The 19,661-nt window shown below is 32.9% G+C and carries 17 protein-coding genes; all 17 read left to right on the top strand.

Translation table 11 applies throughout. From position 1 onward, the window contains the following. The first annotated feature begins 236 nt into the window (after nt 1-236). The 17 genes from N508_RS06515 to N508_RS06435 all read left to right on the top strand — a co-directional run bounded on the left by N508_RS06515 (nt 237) and on the right by N508_RS06435 (nt 19,618). Entirely contained in the window at nt 237-578 is a 342-nt protein-coding gene (locus N508_RS06515; RefSeq protein WP_023275597.1) for a cupin domain-containing protein, read from the top strand. 96 nt (nt 579-674) lie between these two features. After that, complete coding sequence (gene ndk / locus N508_RS06510; protein WP_023275596.1) at nt 675-1,091, top strand: nucleoside-diphosphate kinase; 417 nt, start codon at nt 675-677, stop codon at nt 1,089-1,091. A gap of 439 nt (nt 1,092-1,530) precedes the next feature. Beyond that, a complete protein-coding gene (thrC, locus tag N508_RS06505) occupies nt 1,531-2,916 on the top strand; it encodes a threonine synthase (RefSeq protein ID WP_023275595.1) in 1,386 nt (461 codons plus the stop codon). Then, on the top strand, nt 2,916-3,938 hold the full coding sequence (queA, locus tag N508_RS06500; protein WP_023275594.1) for a tRNA preQ1(34) S-adenosylmethionine ribosyltransferase-isomerase QueA: 1,023 nt from the start codon (nt 2,916-2,918) through the stop codon (nt 3,936-3,938). Before thrC ends, queA begins: the two co-directional genes overlap by 1 nt. Nucleotides 3,939-4,525: 587 nt before the next feature. Next, nucleotides 4,526-6,619, top strand: coding sequence for a response regulator (locus N508_RS06495; protein WP_023275593.1), 2,094 nt, complete (start codon nt 4,526-4,528; stop codon nt 6,617-6,619). Beyond that, nucleotides 6,612-7,676, top strand: coding sequence for a phosphoribosylformylglycinamidine cyclo-ligase (gene purM, locus N508_RS06490; RefSeq protein WP_023275592.1), 1,065 nt, complete (start codon nt 6,612-6,614; stop codon nt 7,674-7,676). Before N508_RS06495 ends, purM begins: the two co-directional genes overlap by 8 nt. Next, nucleotides 7,666-8,280 (top strand): phosphoribosylglycinamide formyltransferase, encoded by a 615-nt coding sequence (gene purN / locus N508_RS06485; RefSeq protein WP_179077828.1) that lies wholly within the window; start codon nt 7,666-7,668, stop codon nt 8,278-8,280. The genes purM and purN overlap by 11 nt, the downstream gene beginning before the upstream one ends. A gap of 3 nt (nt 8,281-8,283) precedes the next feature. Beyond that, nucleotides 8,284-9,579 carry a M16 family metallopeptidase gene (locus N508_RS06480; RefSeq protein WP_023275590.1) on the top strand — a complete coding sequence of 432 codons (1,296 nt, stop codon included), beginning with the start codon at nt 8,284-8,286 and terminating at the stop codon, nt 9,577-9,579. Nucleotides 9,580-9,596: 17 nt separating this feature from the next. Further along, complete coding sequence (ispF, locus tag N508_RS06475; RefSeq protein ID WP_023275589.1) at nt 9,597-10,079, top strand: 2-C-methyl-D-erythritol 2,4-cyclodiphosphate synthase; 483 nt, start codon at nt 9,597-9,599, stop codon at nt 10,077-10,079. After that, a complete protein-coding gene (locus N508_RS06470; protein WP_023275588.1) occupies nt 10,079-11,728 on the top strand; it encodes a ribonuclease J in 1,650 nt (549 codons plus the stop codon). Before ispF ends, N508_RS06470 begins: the two co-directional genes overlap by 1 nt. Before the next feature lie 2 nt (nt 11,729-11,730). After that, nucleotides 11,731-12,519, top strand: coding sequence for an undecaprenyl-diphosphate phosphatase (locus N508_RS06465; protein ID WP_023275587.1), 789 nt, complete (start codon nt 11,731-11,733; stop codon nt 12,517-12,519). Then, the gene (locus tag N508_RS06460) at nt 12,516-15,062 is read left to right on the top strand and encodes a DNA translocase FtsK (RefSeq protein ID WP_023275586.1); all 2,547 of its coding nucleotides are present in this window, start codon (nt 12,516-12,518) and stop codon (nt 15,060-15,062) included. The genes N508_RS06465 and N508_RS06460 overlap by 4 nt, the downstream gene beginning before the upstream one ends. 3 nt (nt 15,063-15,065) lie before the next feature. After that, nucleotides 15,066-15,323, top strand: a complete 258-nt coding sequence (locus N508_RS06455) for a tautomerase family protein (protein ID WP_023275585.1) — start codon at nt 15,066-15,068, stop codon at nt 15,321-15,323. Nucleotides 15,324-15,565: 242 nt separating this feature from the next. Next, nucleotides 15,566-16,504 carry a DDE-type integrase/transposase/recombinase gene (locus N508_RS06450; RefSeq protein WP_023275060.1) on the top strand — a complete coding sequence of 313 codons (939 nt, stop codon included), beginning with the start codon at nt 15,566-15,568 and terminating at the stop codon, nt 16,502-16,504. 138 nt (nt 16,505-16,642) lie between these two features. Then, nucleotides 16,643-17,260 (top strand): phosphatidylserine decarboxylase family protein, encoded by a 618-nt coding sequence (locus N508_RS06445; protein WP_023275584.1) that lies wholly within the window; start codon nt 16,643-16,645, stop codon nt 17,258-17,260. Nucleotides 17,261-17,280: 20 nt separating this feature from the next. After that, nucleotides 17,281-18,075, top strand: a complete 795-nt coding sequence (pssA, locus tag N508_RS06440; protein WP_023275583.1) for a CDP-diacylglycerol--serine O-phosphatidyltransferase — start codon at nt 17,281-17,283, stop codon at nt 18,073-18,075. Between the two features lie 19 nt (nt 18,076-18,094). Continuing rightward, on the top strand, nt 18,095-19,618 hold the full coding sequence (locus tag N508_RS06435; RefSeq protein WP_023275582.1) for a 2-isopropylmalate synthase: 1,524 nt from the start codon (nt 18,095-18,097) through the stop codon (nt 19,616-19,618). Nucleotides 19,619-19,661: the final 43 nt, after the last annotated feature.

Here is a 19,661-nt window from a genome sequence, read left to right as displayed (position 1 = left end):
AGGATTTTAAGCCACAGGAAGTGGCTTCTTTAGTGAGCATTAAGGGCTTTGCCCGCTAATGTGTGGTTTAAAAATTTAAGGATAAAATTTTTAATAGAAGTGTATATAGACATATAAAAGCATTTTAAGCCACAGGAAGTGGCTTCTTTAGTGAGCATTAAGGGCTTTGCCCGCTAATGCGTGGTTTAAAAATTTTAAGGATAAAATTTTTAATAAAAGTATAAAGAGGTATATATATGATTACTAAATTTGAACTTATTAACCCAATGGAGACTATTGCTCCAAGAAATGGAAAAGGCGTATCTTATAACTTTCCTTATGAAATTTTAAAAGGATTAAGTGGCACAGTAAAGGCTTTTAATCACATGAGATTAGATGAAAATTCTGCAATAGGTTATCATCAGCATATAGATGATTTAGAAATATATATAATTACGGAAGGAACTGGCATATATAATGATAATGGTAAAGAAGTGGAAGTTACTGTAAATGATGTTATGCTTTGCAATAAAGGGGAATATCATGGTATCGCTTCAAAAAATGGTAAACTGGACTTTATTGCAGTAATTATTGGTTAAATTTTGCAGATATTTTTAAAATACCTTGAAATAATATTAAAAAAATAGTAAAAGCAGAATAACAAAAACAGTTTAAATAAAAACAAGGAGAAATAAATGCTTGAAAAAACATTTGCAATTATTAAACCAGACGCAGTAGCTGCAAAAAATGCAGGTAAAATTATTGATAGAATAGAAGCAGAAGGTTTTACTATTAAAGCTATGAAAAAAATACACATGACAAAAGCAATAGCTGAAAGGTTTTATTTTGTTCACAGAGAGCGTCCATTTTATAATGACTTAACTAATTTTATGAGCTCAGGTCCATGTATAGTTATGTGTTTAGAAAAAGAAGATGCAATTAAAGGCTGGAGAGCTTTAATGGGAGCAACTAATCCAGATGCAGCAGAAGCTGATACTCTCCGTAAATTATACGGTAAAAATATTGATAATAATGCAGTTCATGGCTCAGACGCACCAGAAACAGCAGCAGAAGAAGTTGCATTCTTCTTCACTGGTATTGAATTAATGTAATTTTTTTAATAAATTATTGTAAACAGCCCGTCTTTAATAAAGGCGGGTTTTTGTATCAATATAGGCTTATCCAAAAAACTTATTATATAAAAAACATATAATTAAAATGTATTATTTACTCTTGTAATATAAACAATTTAGATTGTTTGCTTTTATAATCAGGCTCAAAATGATTGCAATAAAAGATTTTTTGGGTAAGTTCAGATTTTCATTTTATTTACATAATCTTGAATATATGGAAAACTATATGAAACTTCTGCAAAATAAAATTAGTAATAATTTTATAAAGCTGATGTCAGCTATTAGTCAGCATTGCAATAAAAATCAGCTGTTTTTTATATATAAGAGCACAGTATTGTCTATTTAGATTTTATTCTTGCAGTAATAAAAAATTCCATATATAGTATTATGGATATATAATATTATGCAGGAGAAGAATATGCGTTATAAAAGCACAAGAGGCGGGGTATCAGGTCTTTCATTTGAAGAAGCTGTTATGATGGGGCTTGCAAGTGACGGCGGTCTTTTAATACCTGAAAAAATACCACTTTTAAATGAAAAAGATTTAAAGCACTTATTTGAACTTCCTTATACAAAACTTGCTTATGAAATTATAAACAGGTATCAGGATGGTATTCCATCAAATGACCTTATGGCTATTATTCAAAAAAGCTATGCAAAATATGATACTGTTAATATGATACCTGTAAGAAAAGCTGCAGGTATGCGTATTGCAGAGCTTTATCATGGACCTACATACTCTTTTAAAGATGTGGCACTGCAGTTTTTAGGAAATCTTTTTGAATATATATTAACAAAAAAGGGTCAAAAACTTAATATTTTAGGTGCAACAAGCGGTGATACAGGCAGTGCTGCAATATATGGTGTAAAAGGCAGGAAAAATATAAATGTTTTTATGCTTTATCCTGCAAACAGAGTAAGTCATGTGCAGGAAATGCAGATGACTACTACAGAATCGCCTAATGTATTCTGTTTAGAAATTGGTGGTAATTTTGATAACTGTCAGGATTTAGTGAAAAGCACATTTAATGATTTAGAGTTTAAAGAAGAGCTTAATCTTGGTGCAGTTAATTCTATTAACTGGGCAAGGATTTTAGCACAGACTGTATATTATTTCTGGATATATTTTAAAACTGTCCACAGAGTGGGTGATGAAATAAATATTATAGTGCCAACAGGTAACTTTGGTAATGTTTTTGCAGGATATTTAGCTCGTAAAATGGGGCTGCCTATTGCAAAACTTATGATAGCAACTAACAGAAATAATATATTAACAAGGACAGTTAAATTTGGCGATTACAGCATAGAAAGGGTGCATCCTACAATTAGTCCAGCTATGGATATACAAATTGCAAGCAATTTTGAAAGGTATCTTTACTATCTTTATGGTGGAGACTGTGAAAAAGTTACAGATGCTATGGAGCTTTTAAGGGTAGAAAAAGAGATAGATATTAGAGGTCATTTATTAGGTCAGCTGCAGAGAGATTTTATTGCAGGGGAAGCATCTGATGATGACATGAAAGATACTATAAGAAAAGTTTTTGCTCAGTCAGACTATATGATAGACCCACATACTGCATGCGGAGTATATGTTGCAAATCAGATGGATATAGTTGCAGATAATACAGTATGTCTATCAACGGCCCACCCTGCAAAATTTCCAGATGTAATACATGAAGTGTTAGGTGCATGGCCAGAAATACCAGATGGTCTTCGTGATTTAGAAGAAAGGCAGAAAGTTTCATATAAAATAATGCCTGAATTACAGGACTTAAAAAGTTTTATTTCTCAGCATGCAAAATAATGGCAACAAAAGTAGATAAATTTGATTATAATCTGCCAAAAGAGTTAATAGCACTCTATCCTGCTTCCAAGCGGGATAAGTGCAGGCTTATGATGGTAGATACAGTAAATAAAAGTATTACAAATCATATCTTTTCCGACATAGTGAATATTTTAGATGATACATCTTTTTTGGTTGTAAATAATACAAAAGTGAGAAATGCAAGGCTTTACGCAAAAAAAGTAACAGGCGGTTTATCAGAAATATTTGTTACTGATGTTATTGATAATACCCACTTTAAAGGTCTTGTCCGAGGTAAATTTAAGACGGGGGACAAAGTTATTTCAGAAGGTATGTATTTTACTCTGCTTGAAAAACTGCAGGACGGTTTATGGATTATTCAGGCAGAAAGCGATATAGAAAAGATTATGTATGAAAAAGGTCATGTGCCGCTTCCTCCGTATATTAACAGGCAGGATACACAGCAGGATAAAACAGATTATCAGACAGTATATGCAAAATACACAGGCTCATCAGCAGCACCAACTGCAGGTCTGCATTTTACTAATGAGCTGCTTTCAGCTTTAAAAAATAAAGGGGTGGAAGTCATTGAGATTACTCTTGATGTAGGTCTTGGAACTTTCAGACCAGTAAAGACAGAATATATGGAAGACCATGAAATGCACTATGAAAGGTATTATATATCAGAAGATGCAGCAGAAAGAATTAACTTATTAAAATCTAAAGGCAAAAAACTTACAGCAGTAGGCTCTACCAGTGTCCGAGCATTAGAAACTGCGTCAGATGATAAAGGTATAATAAAAGCAGGAGAAAGCAGCTCAAATATATTTATTATGGAGCCGTATAACTTTAAAACAGTTGATAATATGATAACCAATTTTCACCTGCCAAAATCTACTCTTTTAGCTATGGTATCAGTTCTTGGCGGCTATGATTTAATTATGCAGGCTTATCACAGGGCAGTGCAGGAAAATTACAGGTTTTTTAGCTACGGCGATGCTATGTATATAAAAAGAAAGTAATATAAACAGTATATAATCATTTATTCTGATTAATTTAATGGCAGCAGCTTTCATATATAGTAATTTTAATATTTATTTTGCTTTCTGATACTCACTCATGAATACATATTTTAATGCTCCAAAAATATATGCAGAATAAAAACCTTATCTTTATTCAGCAGATATTCCTATTAAATAAGATTATATTTATTTCTTACAGTTAAACTAAAAACTTTTCAGAAAGATATATATTTTTAGATACTTCGCTGTATTTCAAGCTCAGTATTGACATGCTGTTTTCGCACTATATGTCATTTTGAGCCTGATTTTTTAAATGCGAAAAATATAAATGATACATATTGCAGTGCTTTATAATATGCTTAACTTATTGAGTTTAGCAGCTAAATATTTCACAATACATAATCATAAGCTGTGATATTTATAAGCCTGCACTATCATAGATAAGACTTGTAATTTTTTACACTATAATACAATGATTATATCAAAAAAATGTATTTTTTCGCTTGTCTTAATAAATAAAATTTGCTTTTTTTCTTATATAATGATATGTTACTATTACTTATAATATAACTTTCCGAGGGCATATAATGAAAAGTAAAGTTCTTCTTATTGATGACAGTGTTACAATACACCGAGTGATTGACCTTTCTATTGATGTAGACAGGTATGACATTGTTAAAGTTTTTTCCAAAGAAGATGCAGCTTTAAAAATGCAGTCTGAGCAGTATGATTATATTCTGCTTGATAATAAGCTTGATAATATTGTTATCTCAGAATACATTAAGGAGCTGAAAACAGCACAGACATCAGCATATATCATACTTCTTGTAGGTGCATTTGACAGGTTTGATGAGAGTGATTTGGAAAAAACAGGTGCAGATGATTATCTTGTTAAGCCTTTTGATTCTCAGTCATTAAATGAAAAATTATCATCTGATGCAGATATGATGCCTGCAGGTATTGTTGAAAAAATAGCTGAAGCAGATTTTGCCAGAGATAATGATGACTATATTACTCCAACAGCATCTTTAACTACTGGTGATGTTATAGATGGACTTTCAAAAAAAGAATATTTAGAAAATTTAGAAGAAGTGCAGCCTGATGATTTAACAGATAACGGATATGCTGAAGATTTAGATACTGCTGCTCCATCATTAGAACTTGATAACTCATCACAAGAATCAGAAGAAAGCAGTGGCACAGCAGAAAATGAAGTCATTGAAGAAAGTCTGGAAGAAGATACCAGCACAGTTATAGAAAATAATAATGAAGAAACAGAAAATTCTGCTCTTGATGATACAGCAGAAGCAGCACCATTTGAAGAGCCTGTTTTAGAGCCTGAACCAGTCATACAAAATGAAGAAGAAACTATTGAAACAGAAAACAATGAAGAAGTTTTAAATATTCCTGAAGCAGAAGAAAATAGTGCAGATAATGAAGATATATCATTAACAGAAGAAATATCAGAAGAAACTGCACCAGAAAATAATGAAGAAATAGAAATTCCTGATAATATTACAGCAGTTCATAACCCAGTATTGCCAGATATTGATGATGCTGCAGATATTTCAGATGAATATGTCATGCAGGACAATTTAGAAGAAATAGATGACATAAGCCAAAATGAAATGCTTGATGAATTTCCAGATTTTCCAGAAGTTGATGATATTTCAACTGATGAAATGCAGGATAGTCAAGATATAGAAAACATTCAGGCACAGGAAACAGAAAATATAGAAGAGCTTTCAGACGAAAACTCTATTAATGAAACAAGCAGTGAAGAAATGCAGGAAGTAAGTGATAATACCCCTGCAAAAACAGAAGAACAGGAAACATTACTTGTTGACGATGATGACTGGCTTTCAGATACACCATCTACACAGGAAGAAAATACTGCCGATATGCAGATGGAAGAAGCACATGTAGATTTATCAGAAGAAAGCTTGGCAGAAAATCAAGAAGCAGTAGAAGATAATGAATTAATTGATAATGCTTTGCAGGAAGAAGCTGCTGCAGCACCAGTGCAGGAAGAAACTGAAATACAGGAACAAGTTGAGCCTGAAGAAGCACCTGTAATGCTTGATGAAAATACAGCGGATGAAACTGCTGTGGAAGATGATATGCAGGATTTAGATATTCAGGAACAGTCTCAAGAAGATTTATCTGAAGAAAATGCTACAGATGAGCTTTCAGAAATGCCATCAGAAGAAGCATTTGATATAGAAAATGAAAAAACAGAAGAAGAAAACATTGCAGAAGAACCTGTTGAGCCATTAAGTGAAGAAACTATTGAAGAAAGTGCAGAAGATACATCTTTTGATATGCCAGAAGTTAAAGCAGAAGATGCCGCAGAAGTAAATGAAGATACAGCATTAGAAGAAACTTCTCTTTCAGTGCAGGAAGAAATGAAACAGGAGCCTGCAAATATTCAGCAGACAGAAGTTAAACAGGCTGAAGAATACAGCCCTGAAACATCTGGCAGGTTTGGCGGGATAACTGTTACTATCAGCAGAGATGAAATTATAGCAATGCTTGGAAATGCAATAGATAAACATTTTCTTGAAGAAGCAGTAAAAGAAGTTATTGCAGCTAATATGAAAGACATTGTTAGAAATATTGTGCCTGCAATAGCAGAAAAATATATTAAAGAAGAAATAGAAAGGTTAAAAAACGATGAGTAGGCATGGTGAAACACAGAAAACAGGTTATAGACAAAGTGGAGTTGATATTGATGAAGGTAACAGGTTTATTTCACTTATTAAATCATCAGTAGACAGCACCAAAATAAATGGAGTGATAGGTGGTATAGGCGGTTTTGCAGGGCTTTTCAGTCTGGCAGAATTTAAAGATATGGAAGAGCCTGTTCTTGTTTCTGGTGCAGATGGTGTCGGCACAAAACTAAAAGTAGCTTTAATGAGTGAAAAATATGATGCAGTGGGTATTGATTTAGTTGCAATGAGTGTAAATGACCTGCTTGTAACTGGTGCAAAACCATTATTTTTCTTAGATTATGTGGCTGTTGGTAAATTAATACCTGAAACTATGAAAGATGTTGTGCTTGGAGTCTCAAAAGGCTGTAAAGATGCAGGCTGTGCTTTACTTGGCGGTGAAACTGCTGAAATGCCCGGGCTTTATGTTAATAAAGACTTTGATTTAGCAGGATTTGCAGTAGGAATTGTTGACAGGAAAAAAATAATAGACGGCTCATCTATTAAAGATGGTGATGTAATTATTGGTATTTCCAGTTCAGGCTTCCACAGTAATGGTTATTCCCTGCTTAGAAATGTATTATTTAATGATAAGGGATATAAAGCATCGGATATTTTTTATGATGATGTAACAGTGGCAGAAGCCCTGCTTATCCCTACAAAAATATATGCAAAAGTAGTGCAGAAAGTTGTAAGTCAAGTTAATGTAAAAGGTATGGTGCATATTACTGGCGGCGGTTTTTATGATAATATACCTAGAGTTCTGCCAAAAGATATTTCTGCAGAGATTGATGTATCAGCTATGGAAATGCCAAAAGTTATTAAAAGATTTGCAGAAGTTTCTGATATTGATAAGCATGAGCTTTATCGTGTATTTAATATGGGTGTGGGCTATATATTTGTTGTATCACCTGAAGATAAAGATAATGTAATAAAAGCGGCACAAGATGCTGGTGAAAAAGCATTTATTATAGGTAAAGCAGTAAAAGGTGACAATACAGTTAAAATAAAAGGGATAGATTTTGATTAATATAGCAGTATTTATTTCAGGCAGGGGGAGCAATTTCCTTGCTCTGCTTAAAAATATAGAAAATGGTGCTTTAAAAGACTGCCGCATAGCAGTTGTATTTTCAAATAACCCAAATGCAAAAGGGCTTGAATATGCAGCAAATGCTGGTATAAAAACAATTATTATACCATCAAAAAACAGAGATGACAGGAAAGAGTATGATAAAGAAATTATAGATGCTCTTGCAGAATATGATATTGATTTAATATGCTTGGCAGGCTATATGCGGATAGTAACAAGTGAGCTTGTAGAAGCATATAAAAATAAGATTATGAATATTCATCCAGCATTACTTCCTTCTTTTCCCGGTCTTCATGCTCAAAAACAGGCTTTAGATTACGGTGTAAAAGTTTCAGGCTGCACAGTTCATTTTGTAGACTGTGGTATGGATACCGGTGCTGTAATTCTGCAGAAAACAGTTCCTGTATATGATAATGATACAGAAGATACATTATCTGCCAGAATATTAGAGCAGGAACATACTGCATATACAGAAGCTGTTGCATTATATGCAGCGGGCAGGCTTAAAGTATCTGGCAGAAAAGTAGGAGTATTGGATAAATAAATTATGAAGAAGCTGAATATATTAATAATAGTTATAGTGCTTTTAGTGCTTGCAAATATGACAGTTATGGTATTCCTTTCAGGAGGCAGTAAGATGGCAGAAAATAATGGTGCCGCAGTTTTAACAAAACATAGAGATTTTACAAAAACAGTTACTATACAATTAATGATAAAAGGCGGCTTATTTGCTGAAAATAAAGAAAACAATGGTATAGGCTCACTTTTCAGCAGAGTATGGGTAAAAAGTAATAAAGTATTAGAAACAGTAGAGTTTTACGGCGGAAGTGTTAGTGCAAAAGTTTCACCATTTGCATTAGAAGTAAGGCTTTCTGTGCCAAGTGATAAAATAGATAAAGTATATAACGATTTTGCAGCTTTTTTAGCAGCTCCAGAATTTAAGGAAGATATTTTTGAAAGAGAAAAAATGCAGCATATAGATGAGCTTAGAACTTCACTTGATAACCCAAATTTAATTGCACAAAATGGGTTTATGGCTCTTGCATTTAAAGGCTCCCCTTATGAAATGCCTGTGGAAGGTATGGTAGAAAGTGTTGAAAAAATAACATTTGAAGATATTAAAAATTATTATAAAAATAATATTAAAGCATCATACATTGTGGCAGTGATAGCTGGTAATTTTGATAAGGGGCTTGAAGTTTCATTAAACTCAACTATTGCTAAACTTGATAAAGGATATCCTTATGTATATGACTGCAGCAATTCTGCTATTTTAGAAGAAAGAAGGCAGGAAGTAGTAGATTCTAGAATACAGCAGGCAAAAGTATATGTAGGTTATACTGCACCAGATGCAGGAAGTGATGATTATGCTGCATTAAAAGTGCTTACAGATATTCTTGGCGGTGGTATGAGTTCCAGATATTTTACAGAAATCCGTAAAAATTCAAGCTATGCTTATGCTGTTGGAGCAGGCTATCCAACAAGATACTGTTCTTCAAGATTTTTTATTTCTATGGGGCTTGATTATAAAAATGTAGAATCAGCAATAAATAAAATAGATGAAATCAACTTAAATCTTGATAAAACAATAACAGAAGAAGAAATAGAAAAAGCAAGAAAATCTATAATAGGCTCATCACTTATGGAAACACAGTCAAATGGCAGTCTGGCATGGGTAATGGCATTTTATGAAACAATGGGGCTTGGTGCAGATTATTATGAAAAATATGTTGATACATTAAAACATATTAATAAAGATGCACTTTTAAAAGCAGCAGAAATATTTAAAACTCCAAAAGCAGTATACATACTAAAACCAGAAAATGAAAAAGAAGAAAAATAAATACTAATGGTATGATTATGGATATTAAGTGTGGAATAGGTTTTGATGCTCATAAGTTTGATGAAACAAGAAAACTTTTTTTAGGCGGTATAGAGATACCTTACAGTAAAGGTCTTTTAGGGCACAGTGATGCAGATGTATTAATACATGCAGTCATTGACAGTCTTGCAGGTCCTGCTTTTGGAAAAGATATAGGTATGCTTTTTCCAGATAATGATGATGAGTATAAAGATATAGATTCTAAAATACTTTTGCAGCGTGTGGCTGAAATGATATACTATGATGACTGGCGTATTTCTCATATTGATGCAGAAGTGATTGCTCAAGAACCAAAACTTATGCCATACATACCAGAGATGCAGAGAGTTTTGGCTGAAATTATGGGTATAAAAACCACATCTATAACAATAAAAGCCACAACTACAGAAAAAATGGGCTTTACAGGCAGAGGGGAAGGAATAGCTGCCATTGCCTCATCAATATTGATTAAGGGAGCTTAATGAAAATATCTGTTTCCAGCCTTGGCGGTGTCGGAGAGATAGGAATGAATATGTATATCTATGAAACAGATAGATATGCAGTAATTGTTGATTGCGGTGTTAAATTTACTAAAAGCGATGAAATAGGTGTTGACCTTATTATTCCAGACTTTTCCTATATAGAAACCATAAAATATAAAAAAATAATGCTGATAATAACTCATGCTCATGAAGACCATATCGGTGCAGTGCCTTATTTAATAAAAGAATATCCAGATATTGCAGTAGTCTGCGGCAGATATTCTTGGGATATACTTAATAAAAGGCTTGATGAACATAATATATCAGTTAATCAAATATATATAGAAGACTTTAAGTCTTTTGAATGGGGTGATTTTGAAATTACAGCATATCCCATAAGCCATTCAATACATGGCACTTATGCAGTTATGCTTAAAATTGCAGAAGAATTTAAAGTGGTGCATATATCAGATTATAAAATAGATTCATCCCCTGTTACATGCACACCTTTTCCATTAAAAGAGTTTATAAGTTTTGGAAAAGATGGCATAGATTTGCTGATGGCAGATTCTACCAATGTTATAAAAAACGGCTTTACTAAGGGGGAGTATCAGGTAACAAAAGGCATAGAAGAAGTATTTAAAAAAGCTTCTGGGCGGATATTTTTTACTACTTTTGCATCTAATACAGAAAGATTGCAGACAGTATTTAATGCGGCAGAAAAATATGGCAGAAAGGTTGCACTTGAAGGCTCTTCAATGATAAAACATGTAGATACAGCAAGAAAACACGGCAGGCTTTCTTTTAATGATGATATACTAATATCAAGAAAACAGGTAGAAAAACTTGATGATAATAAAATATGCTTTATAGCAACAGGCTCTCAGGGTGAAGGGGTAAGTGTAATAACAAAAATAGCAGAAAATGATTACTCAAATATAAAAGTAAGAAAAAACGATACTTTTATATTTTCATCAAGAATAATTCCGGGAAACGAACACAGACTTATTTATATTATGAATAATGTATATGCAAAAGGAGGCTCAGTAATAACAGCAGATGATTTGCCTATACATGTTTCAGGTCATGCGGCAAAAGAAGATGCTCTGCTTTTATTAAAAATTTTAAAGCCAAAATATTTAGTGCCAATCCATGGGGAAGTGCAGCATCTTGTAAAGCATAAAAAACTTGCAGCAGATTATGGAATGCATGATGAAAATATTATTTTCTTTTTATCAGGTAATAAGATAATCTTTGAAAATGGCAGTTTTAAGGAAATGCAGGAAATACCAGCAGGCAAAAGATATGTTGATTTAAATACAGAAGAGTTTTTAACTTCTGATGGATTAAAGGAAAGAAAAAAACTTGCAATTAATGGGGCAGTTGTGGTAGTTAATAGTGCAGAAAATGTAGAAAATATTAAAGAAGATGATATAATTATACAGCTAATTGGATTTTCTATTGAAAAAGAATATATAAATATATTAAAACAATCAATTATAGAATACAGTCAAATAGAAGAAAGTGGAATAAATCAGAAAATAGAATTCAGCGAATATACAGAACAGACTGTTAAAAGATTTTTTAAAAAGCGATTCAACAGGCGGCCGTTTATAAGCATAATAAATACACATAATGGAGCAGTATAATAATGAGTATAGTAAGTGCAGTAATTTTAGGAATTTTGCAAGGTTTGACGGAATTTTTACCAGTAAGCAGTTCAGGGCATTTAGCAATAGGAAAACATATATTAGACTTTGAATCACCAGATATGCTTTTTGATGTAATGCTGCATGCAGCCACACTGCTTGTTGTTTTAATCTATTTCCGCAGGCGTGTATTTCTAGTAATTAAAGCATTCTTTGGCATATTTTTTAAACGGTTTCAAAAAGATTATTTTGAAAATAAAAGATTTTTATGGGGTATCATTATTGCATCAATACCTACAGCAGTAATAGGGCTTGCATTTGAAAAATATGTCCTTGCATACTTTGAAACAGTAGTTTTTGTAGGATATGCATTAATTGCAACATCTATCCTTTTAGTTATATCAGATAATTTTCACGGCAGGGACAGGGTAACAGCAGGCAAAAGTTTTATGGTAGGCATTGCACAGGGGCTTGCAGTTACTCCCGGCATATCAAGAAGCGGCACAACAATAGCTGTAAGCTGTATGCTTGGTATAGAAAGAGATGAGGCAGCAGAATTTTCATTTCTGCTTTCAGTGCCTGCCATTATTGGGGCTATGATTTTACAGATTAAGGATGCAGCAATAACAAATGTTGATATGCTTATTCCATATGGAGCAGGAATGGCAGCGGCTTTTATATCAGGTTTTATAGTGATAGGAATAATGATGGCGTTTATTAGAAGTGCACAGCTTAAATTCTTTGCCATATACTGCCTGATATTAGGTTTAATAGTGGTTATATTCTTATGAACAAACGCAAAAATACTGTAAAGAAAAACACAGTTAAGCAGGATAAAAATGATAAAGGAATATCAAGCGATATTCTTTTGCTTTTTTTTGGGTTAATAGCAGTATTTTTTATGCTTTCCCTGCTTTCATATTCTGAGCAGGACCCGGGATATTCAACAATAGAGTTTTCAAAATATAACGATGTTAGAGCAGAAAATCTTTTTGGCAAGGCGGGAGCTTATGCTGCAGATTTTCTAGGGCTTTATTTTGGCTGGACTGCTTTATTTATACCATTTCTTTCCATATATATATCAGTGCTTTTATACAGGTATAAAAAAGGGCTTACCTTTATGCTTTCCCCTATTTTAGGCTTTATATATGGTATGGGTGTAATAATAAACATTGCAATCATAAGCGGGCTTATTGGCGGGATGGATTTTTACTTTACTAAACAGCCATCTGGGGCAACATTAGGTGCTCTTGGCAGCAGCTTTATACTTTCGTTTATGGGCAGAGTTGGTGGAATAATTGTATTTTCATTTATTACAGTAGCTTTTAGTATGCTGCTTTTTTCTATATCTTTTTCAGATATGGGATATGGATTTAGAATGCTTTTTACATATATTAAAAAGTTTATACTCTTTATAAAAAGTCTGTTTAATAGAGAAAATAAAAAAGAAGAATATATAGAAGATGATAAAGAAATATATGATAAAGAATATGAAGAAAAACCATCACTAATCAACCGAATAACATCATTATTTAAAAGGGAAAAAGAAGAAAAGGCAGAAAACATAGAAAATTCAGTTACTTCTTTACAGCTTTATGAAAAACAGCCGGAACAGCTGCTTGATAAAGATGAACTTGAAGCAATATCTAATATTAAATTTTTAAACAGTTCAGAAGAAACTTTAATAGAAAAAGATGATAATAATTATATTATAGATATTGAGCCGGAAAAGGAAACTATCCATTTTGAAAACGAGATAAAAGAATATGTAGAAGAAGAAACTGCACCAGTTGAAGAATTGGAAGAAAAAGTTATAGAATATAAAGAGCCTTTAATTAAGCAGGCTTACAGCACAGATAAAAATGAAGTTAAAACATTAGAAGATGAATATATTGAAATAAGAGAAATGGAAACAGCTAAAAAAGCTTTTATTACCTTATATAATATACCTTTAAGCATATTAAAAGACTCTGTTAATAATATATATATTGCCAGTGCTGAGGAAATGAAAGCTCAAGGTGATATTTTAACTCAGAAACTTTTAGATTTTGGCATTTCTGGTGTAGTAAGAGCAATACAGCCGGGACCTGTTGTTACAATGTTTGAGTTTGAGCCTGTTGCTGGAACAAGAGTTTCAAAAATTGCTTCTCTTGAAAGTGATTTAGCATTAAGTATGAGTGCATTATCTATAAGGATAATTGCACCTATTCCCGGTAAAAATGCAGTAGGTATTGAGATACCAAATAAAAACAGGCAGTCAGTATCTATAAAAGAGTTATTGCAGACAAGTGAGTTTAAAAACAGCAAATCTCCGCTTACTGTTGCATTAGGAAAAGATGTTATAGGCAGACCATATATGTCTGATATTCGTAAAATGCCACATTTACTTGTAGCAGGCACAACAGGCAGTGGTAAATCTGTTGGCATTAATACTATGATTTGCTCTATTTTATATAAATCTTCCCCTGATGAAGTAAAATTTATAATGATAGATCCAAAAATGGTAGAATTAAGTATATATGATGGGATACCACACTTAATGGCACCAGTTGTAACAGATACAAGGCTTGCAGCAAGTGTATTAAAAAATGTAGTTGCTGAAATGACAAGAAGATATACACTTCTTGCAGAGAAAAAAGTTAGAAATTTAGATGGCTATAATGAAATAATAAAAGATGATGAGCAGGCAGAGAAAATGCCTTATTTAGTAGTTATAGTAGATGAATTTGCAGACTTAATGATGGTTGCTGGAAAAGATGTAGAAATGTCTATTGCTCGTATTGCTCAAATGGCAAGAGCAGTCGGGATACATTTAATAATAGCAACACAAAGACCTACTACAAATGTAATAACAGGGCTTATTAAAGCAAATATGCCTGCAAGGCTTTCATTTAAAGTATCTCAGAAAAATGATTCTCGTGTAATAATAGACCAGAATGGAGCAGATACACTTTTAGGCATGGGGGACAGCCTTTTTATTCCACCGGGCACAAGTGATGCACTTCGCATACATGGTGCATTTGTATCAGATGATGAAGTAAGAGCTATTGTAGAGTATCTTCATGAGCAGTATGGAGAGCCAGAATATAATATGGCTATGGTGCAGGAAGTGCGAGAAAATGGCACAGCAGGCGAAGATGAAGATGAGGATGTGCTTTATCAGCAGGCAGTAGATGCCGTTATGGATAAAGGCACTGCATCAATATCTATGATACAAAGAATGTTTAAAATAGGCTATAACAGGGCTGCCCGCATTGTTGAAATGATGGAAGCCCGCGGTATATTAGAGCCAAGTGATGGCACTGCAAAACCAAGGAAAGTTATTAGAAGGTAATATATGGCACATATTTCAGTTGACTTACCAAGTATAAGTCAGGCACAGAAGAAAAAGTTAATAAAAAGCATGCAGGAAATATTATCAGAAATAGCAGAAATAGATAAAAATGAAATATCTGTTTCACTTCATGAACTGCCAAGAGAAAATATGAATATATCTGAAAGCAGTGCAGAAAGTAAAAAGCTAGAAAAAAGCAAAGAAAAAACAGCAGCAAAAGAATTAAAGAAAAAATCATTTTTTAAAGAGATGTTTCCATAAAAATAGATAAGTTTTAAATCATTTATATATCTAATAAATACCTTTAAATAATAAAATATCCTATTTTATATAAAATCCCTGCATTAACAACCAAACTTATAAAGTTATAAGAACAAAACTGCATATAATCTGTAAAATGTAAGATTATGAGACATATGTTACAAAAATAAGTATAAAAAAATACCTCTTAGTATATAGTATAAAATTAAGCAAAAAACTAAACTAAACTAAGAGGTATCACAATGAATAAAGTGATAATAACAGAAGAAATGCGATTTCGTCAACGGTTATGTGAGTATGCATTAAAAAAAGGAGCAACGAAAGCAGCCCGCAAATATCAAGTGAACCGTATGTTTGTATACAGGCATTTAAAGAAATATGATGGAACAGTTCAGAGTTTATCTTTTAAAAGTCGTAGACCAAGAACCAGTCCAAATAAGCATAGTAAAGAAGAGCTTGATTTAATATTTAACACATATGCCGAGCATGGTTTGTATGGTAATGCGGAGGTATATGTCAGACTTCTAGAAATTGGTTATAATCGTAGTTTTGGCAGTATGTGTATGCAGATAAGGAAGAAAGGCTTAAAGTCATTAAACAAGTCAAAAAAGAGCTATACAAGATATGAACCAATAACAGGTCAGTATATAGGCGACAAGGTTCAGATAGATATAAAATATGTTCCACAGGAATGTATAATGTTTTCCAGCTATGGTAAAAAATATTATCAGATAACAGCGATAGATGAATACAGCAGAATGAGAGTATTAGAAATAGTAGAAGAAAAAAGCACATTTGAAACAGGTAAGTTTTTAGACGAACTGGAAAGTAAATTTGGCTTTCCACTAAAAACAATTCAAGTGGATAATGGCTATGAGTTTGTAAATGATAAGGAAGTTACAAACAAGAAAAGCTATTTTGAAGAGACAGCTGAAAAGAAAGGATATACTATTAAACGAATAAGACCTTATTCACCTTGGCAGAATGGAAAGGTGGAAAGAAGTCATAGAGAGGATGGAAAAATTTTATATGCAAATAATAAATTCTATTCCAAAGATGAATTAATTAAGGCTCTTAAACAGCATGAAGATAGATATAATAATACTGCTAAAACATGCTTAAATTTTAAATCTCCATATGAGATTGTTATTGAAAATAAATTATTGCTTGATTTATATTAAGTTAAGATTTATTTTTTACTAAAAGTGTAACATTTGTCCTGTTAGTTAAGAAACAAAACTGCATATAATCTGTAAAATTTATTGCTACAACAATTATTTTATGATATATTAGCATAACTATATTAATGTGAGGTTATTATGATTGCAAAAGAAGGATATCCGTTTATTATAAGTGCATTAGTTGCAACTATTTTATTTTATATTATTCCTTGGTTTATATGGGTTACTGTATCTTTGCTGCTGCTTGCACTATTTTTATGGTTTTTTAGAGACCCAGAAAGAAATACACCTATTGAGCAGGATATTGCTGTATCTGCTGCTGACGGTAAAGTAGTAGAAGTAGAAGAAGTAGAGTTTAAAGGTGAAAAATATAAAAAAGTTGGTGTATTTATGAATGTATTTTCTGTTCATGTTAATAGAACACCAGTTACAGGCACCGTTACTTCTATTGAACATATTGCAGGAAAATTTGTGAATGCAAGCCGCAAAGATGCATCTATCATTAATGAAAGAAATATTATTACATTTGATACAAAATATGGTAAAGTTATTGCTGTGCAGGTTGCAGGACTTGTGGCAAGAAGAACTGTCAGCTATGTTAAAGAGGGCGATTTAATGGCAACTGGGGACAGGTTTGGTATGATTAAATTTTCTTCTCGTGTAGACCATTACTTCCCACTTTCTGCCACAATTCAAGTAGAAATTGATGATGAAGTAAAAGCCGGCGAAAGTATTATTGCTAAATTTAATGACTAAAAGTATATCAAGGTAAAAGAATGAGTATGTTTTCTGAAAAATCAGGCAAATTAAATATGACACTTCGCAACAGAAATATTATACTGCCAAATTTTATTACTATTATGGGGCTTTTATGCGGGATATATTCTATTATGCTTTCAGTAGGAAGCAGGATAGTAGAAGGGGATAATTTTGTATATTCAGCATATTTTCTTCTGCTGGCAGCTTTTTTTGACGGTATAGATGGCAAGGTTGCCCGCATTGTAAACGGCACAAGTGATTTTGGTGTGCAGTTGGACTCTCTTTGTGATATGGTTTCATTTGGTGTGGCACCTGCTATACTTGTTTATGAATGGCTTTTAAAAGGTTTTGACAGGCTGGGTATTGTGGCAGTATTTTTATTTGTTGCCTGTGGTGCATTAAGACTTGCTCGTTTTAATGTGCAAAGCAGCAAGATAAGCAATGTATTTTTTGTAGGGCTTCCAATCCCTGCAGCTGCTGCATTTATTGCAACAAGTGTTCTTTTTATACATAAACTTGGGTTTGATCTAGAGAAAGCAGCTTTATCTATGTTTTTCCTTGCAAGTATATATCTGCTTGCATTTCTAATGGTCAGCACAGTGCCTTTTTACAGCTTTAAAAAAATAAGCTATTTTAAAGCCCGTCCATTTCAGGCATTAATAGTTATGGTTGTTTTTATATCTATTTTAGTGCTTTATTTTGAAGTAGTATCATTTGTGATGATTAGTGTATATATTACTCTTGGTCTGCTTCTTGCCTGCTATAAACTGATAAAAGGTAAACAAAAAACAGCAGAAAGAAATCAGCAGTAAAATTAAATTGGAGTAAATAATGCGTAAATTAATATTTTTTGATACAACTTTAAGGGATGGTGAACAGTGTCCGGGTTTTAGTATGACTACTGATGAGAAAATACGCCTTGCACTGCAGCTTGAAAGACTTGGTGTAGATGTAATAGAAGCAGGCTTTCCAGCATCATCATCTGGTGATTTTGAAGCTGTGCAGAAAATATCATCACTTGTAAAAAATTCCAGTATATGCGGACTTTCCCGTGCTAATAAAAAAGATATAGAAGCAGTGTATGAAGCTACAAAAAATGCAGCTCGTCCAAGGATACATACATTTATTGCAACATCTGATATACACATGAAACATAAGCTGAAAAAATCAAGGGAAGAAGTTGTTGAGCTTGCCCGCGAAGCTGTCCGTTTTGCAAGAAACTTATGTGACGATGTAGAGTTTAGTGCAGAAGATGCTTTAAGAAGCGACCCTGACTTTTTATACCAGATAATAGATGCTGTTATTAAAGAAGGTGCTGGCACAATTAACCTGCCAGATACTGTTGGATATATTATGCCTGATGAAATATATGCACTTTTTTCTGGAATAAAAAATAATGTTGCAAATATAGATAAAGTAGTGCTAAGCACTCACAACCATGATGACTTAGGCATGGGGGTTGCAAACTCACTCGCTGCTATCAGAGCAGGTGCAGACCAGGTAGAATGCACTATAAATGGTATTGGTGAGCGGGCAGGAAACTCTGCTCTTGAAGAAATATGCATGGCTATAAATGTAAGGAAAGATTTTTATAAAGATATAGAAACTACAATAAATACAACAGAAATATATAAAACAAGCAGAATGATAACAAGCATAACTGGTGTAGATGTGCAGCCAAATAAAGCTGTTGTTGGTAAAAATGCTTTTGCCCACGAATCAGGCATACATCAAGACGGGGTGTTAAAAGAACGCACTACTTATGAGATAATGACTGCAGAAAGTGTGGGTATCATGAAAAATTCACTTGTGCTTGGCAAACACTCAGGCAGAGCAGCATTTAAAACAAGGCTTGCAGAGATGGGATATAATTTAGATAATGAACATCTGGAAAAAGCATTTTCCGCTTTTAAAGATTTGGCAGATAAAAAGAAAGAAATATTTGATGAAGATTTAGAAGCTATAATTTTAGGTAAATTAAGTGATGCTAAAAAATATTATGAACTTGACTATGTTGGATTTAACAGTGGCTCAAGTCTTATAGCAACAGCAACACTCAGGCTTAAAAAAGATGACGGCACAATATTAACTGACTCTTCTACTGGTGAAGGTCCAGTTGATGCTGCCTTTAAAGCTGTTGAAAGAATATCCGGCTGTGACGGCAGGCTTAAAAATTATAAAATTAATGCAGTAACTCAAGGAAAAGATGCTCAAGGTGAAGTAACTGTTATAGCAGAGTTTGCATCAAGCGGTATAGAAGTGCTTGGCAAAGGATATTCTACTGATGTATTGATAGCATCTGTGGAAGCATATATTAATGCACTTAATAACTATATCAGCAGAATAGAAAAATAAAGTATCTTAATTTATGTGATACAACATATCGCTTATACAGATT

The organism is Mucispirillum schaedleri ASF457 (assembly GCF_000487995.2).
GTDB lineage: Bacteria > Chrysiogenota > Deferribacteres > Deferribacterales > Mucispirillaceae > Mucispirillum > Mucispirillum schaedleri.
Note: the sequence above shows the minus strand (reverse complement) of the source record. Positions and strands in the feature narration are given on the sequence as shown.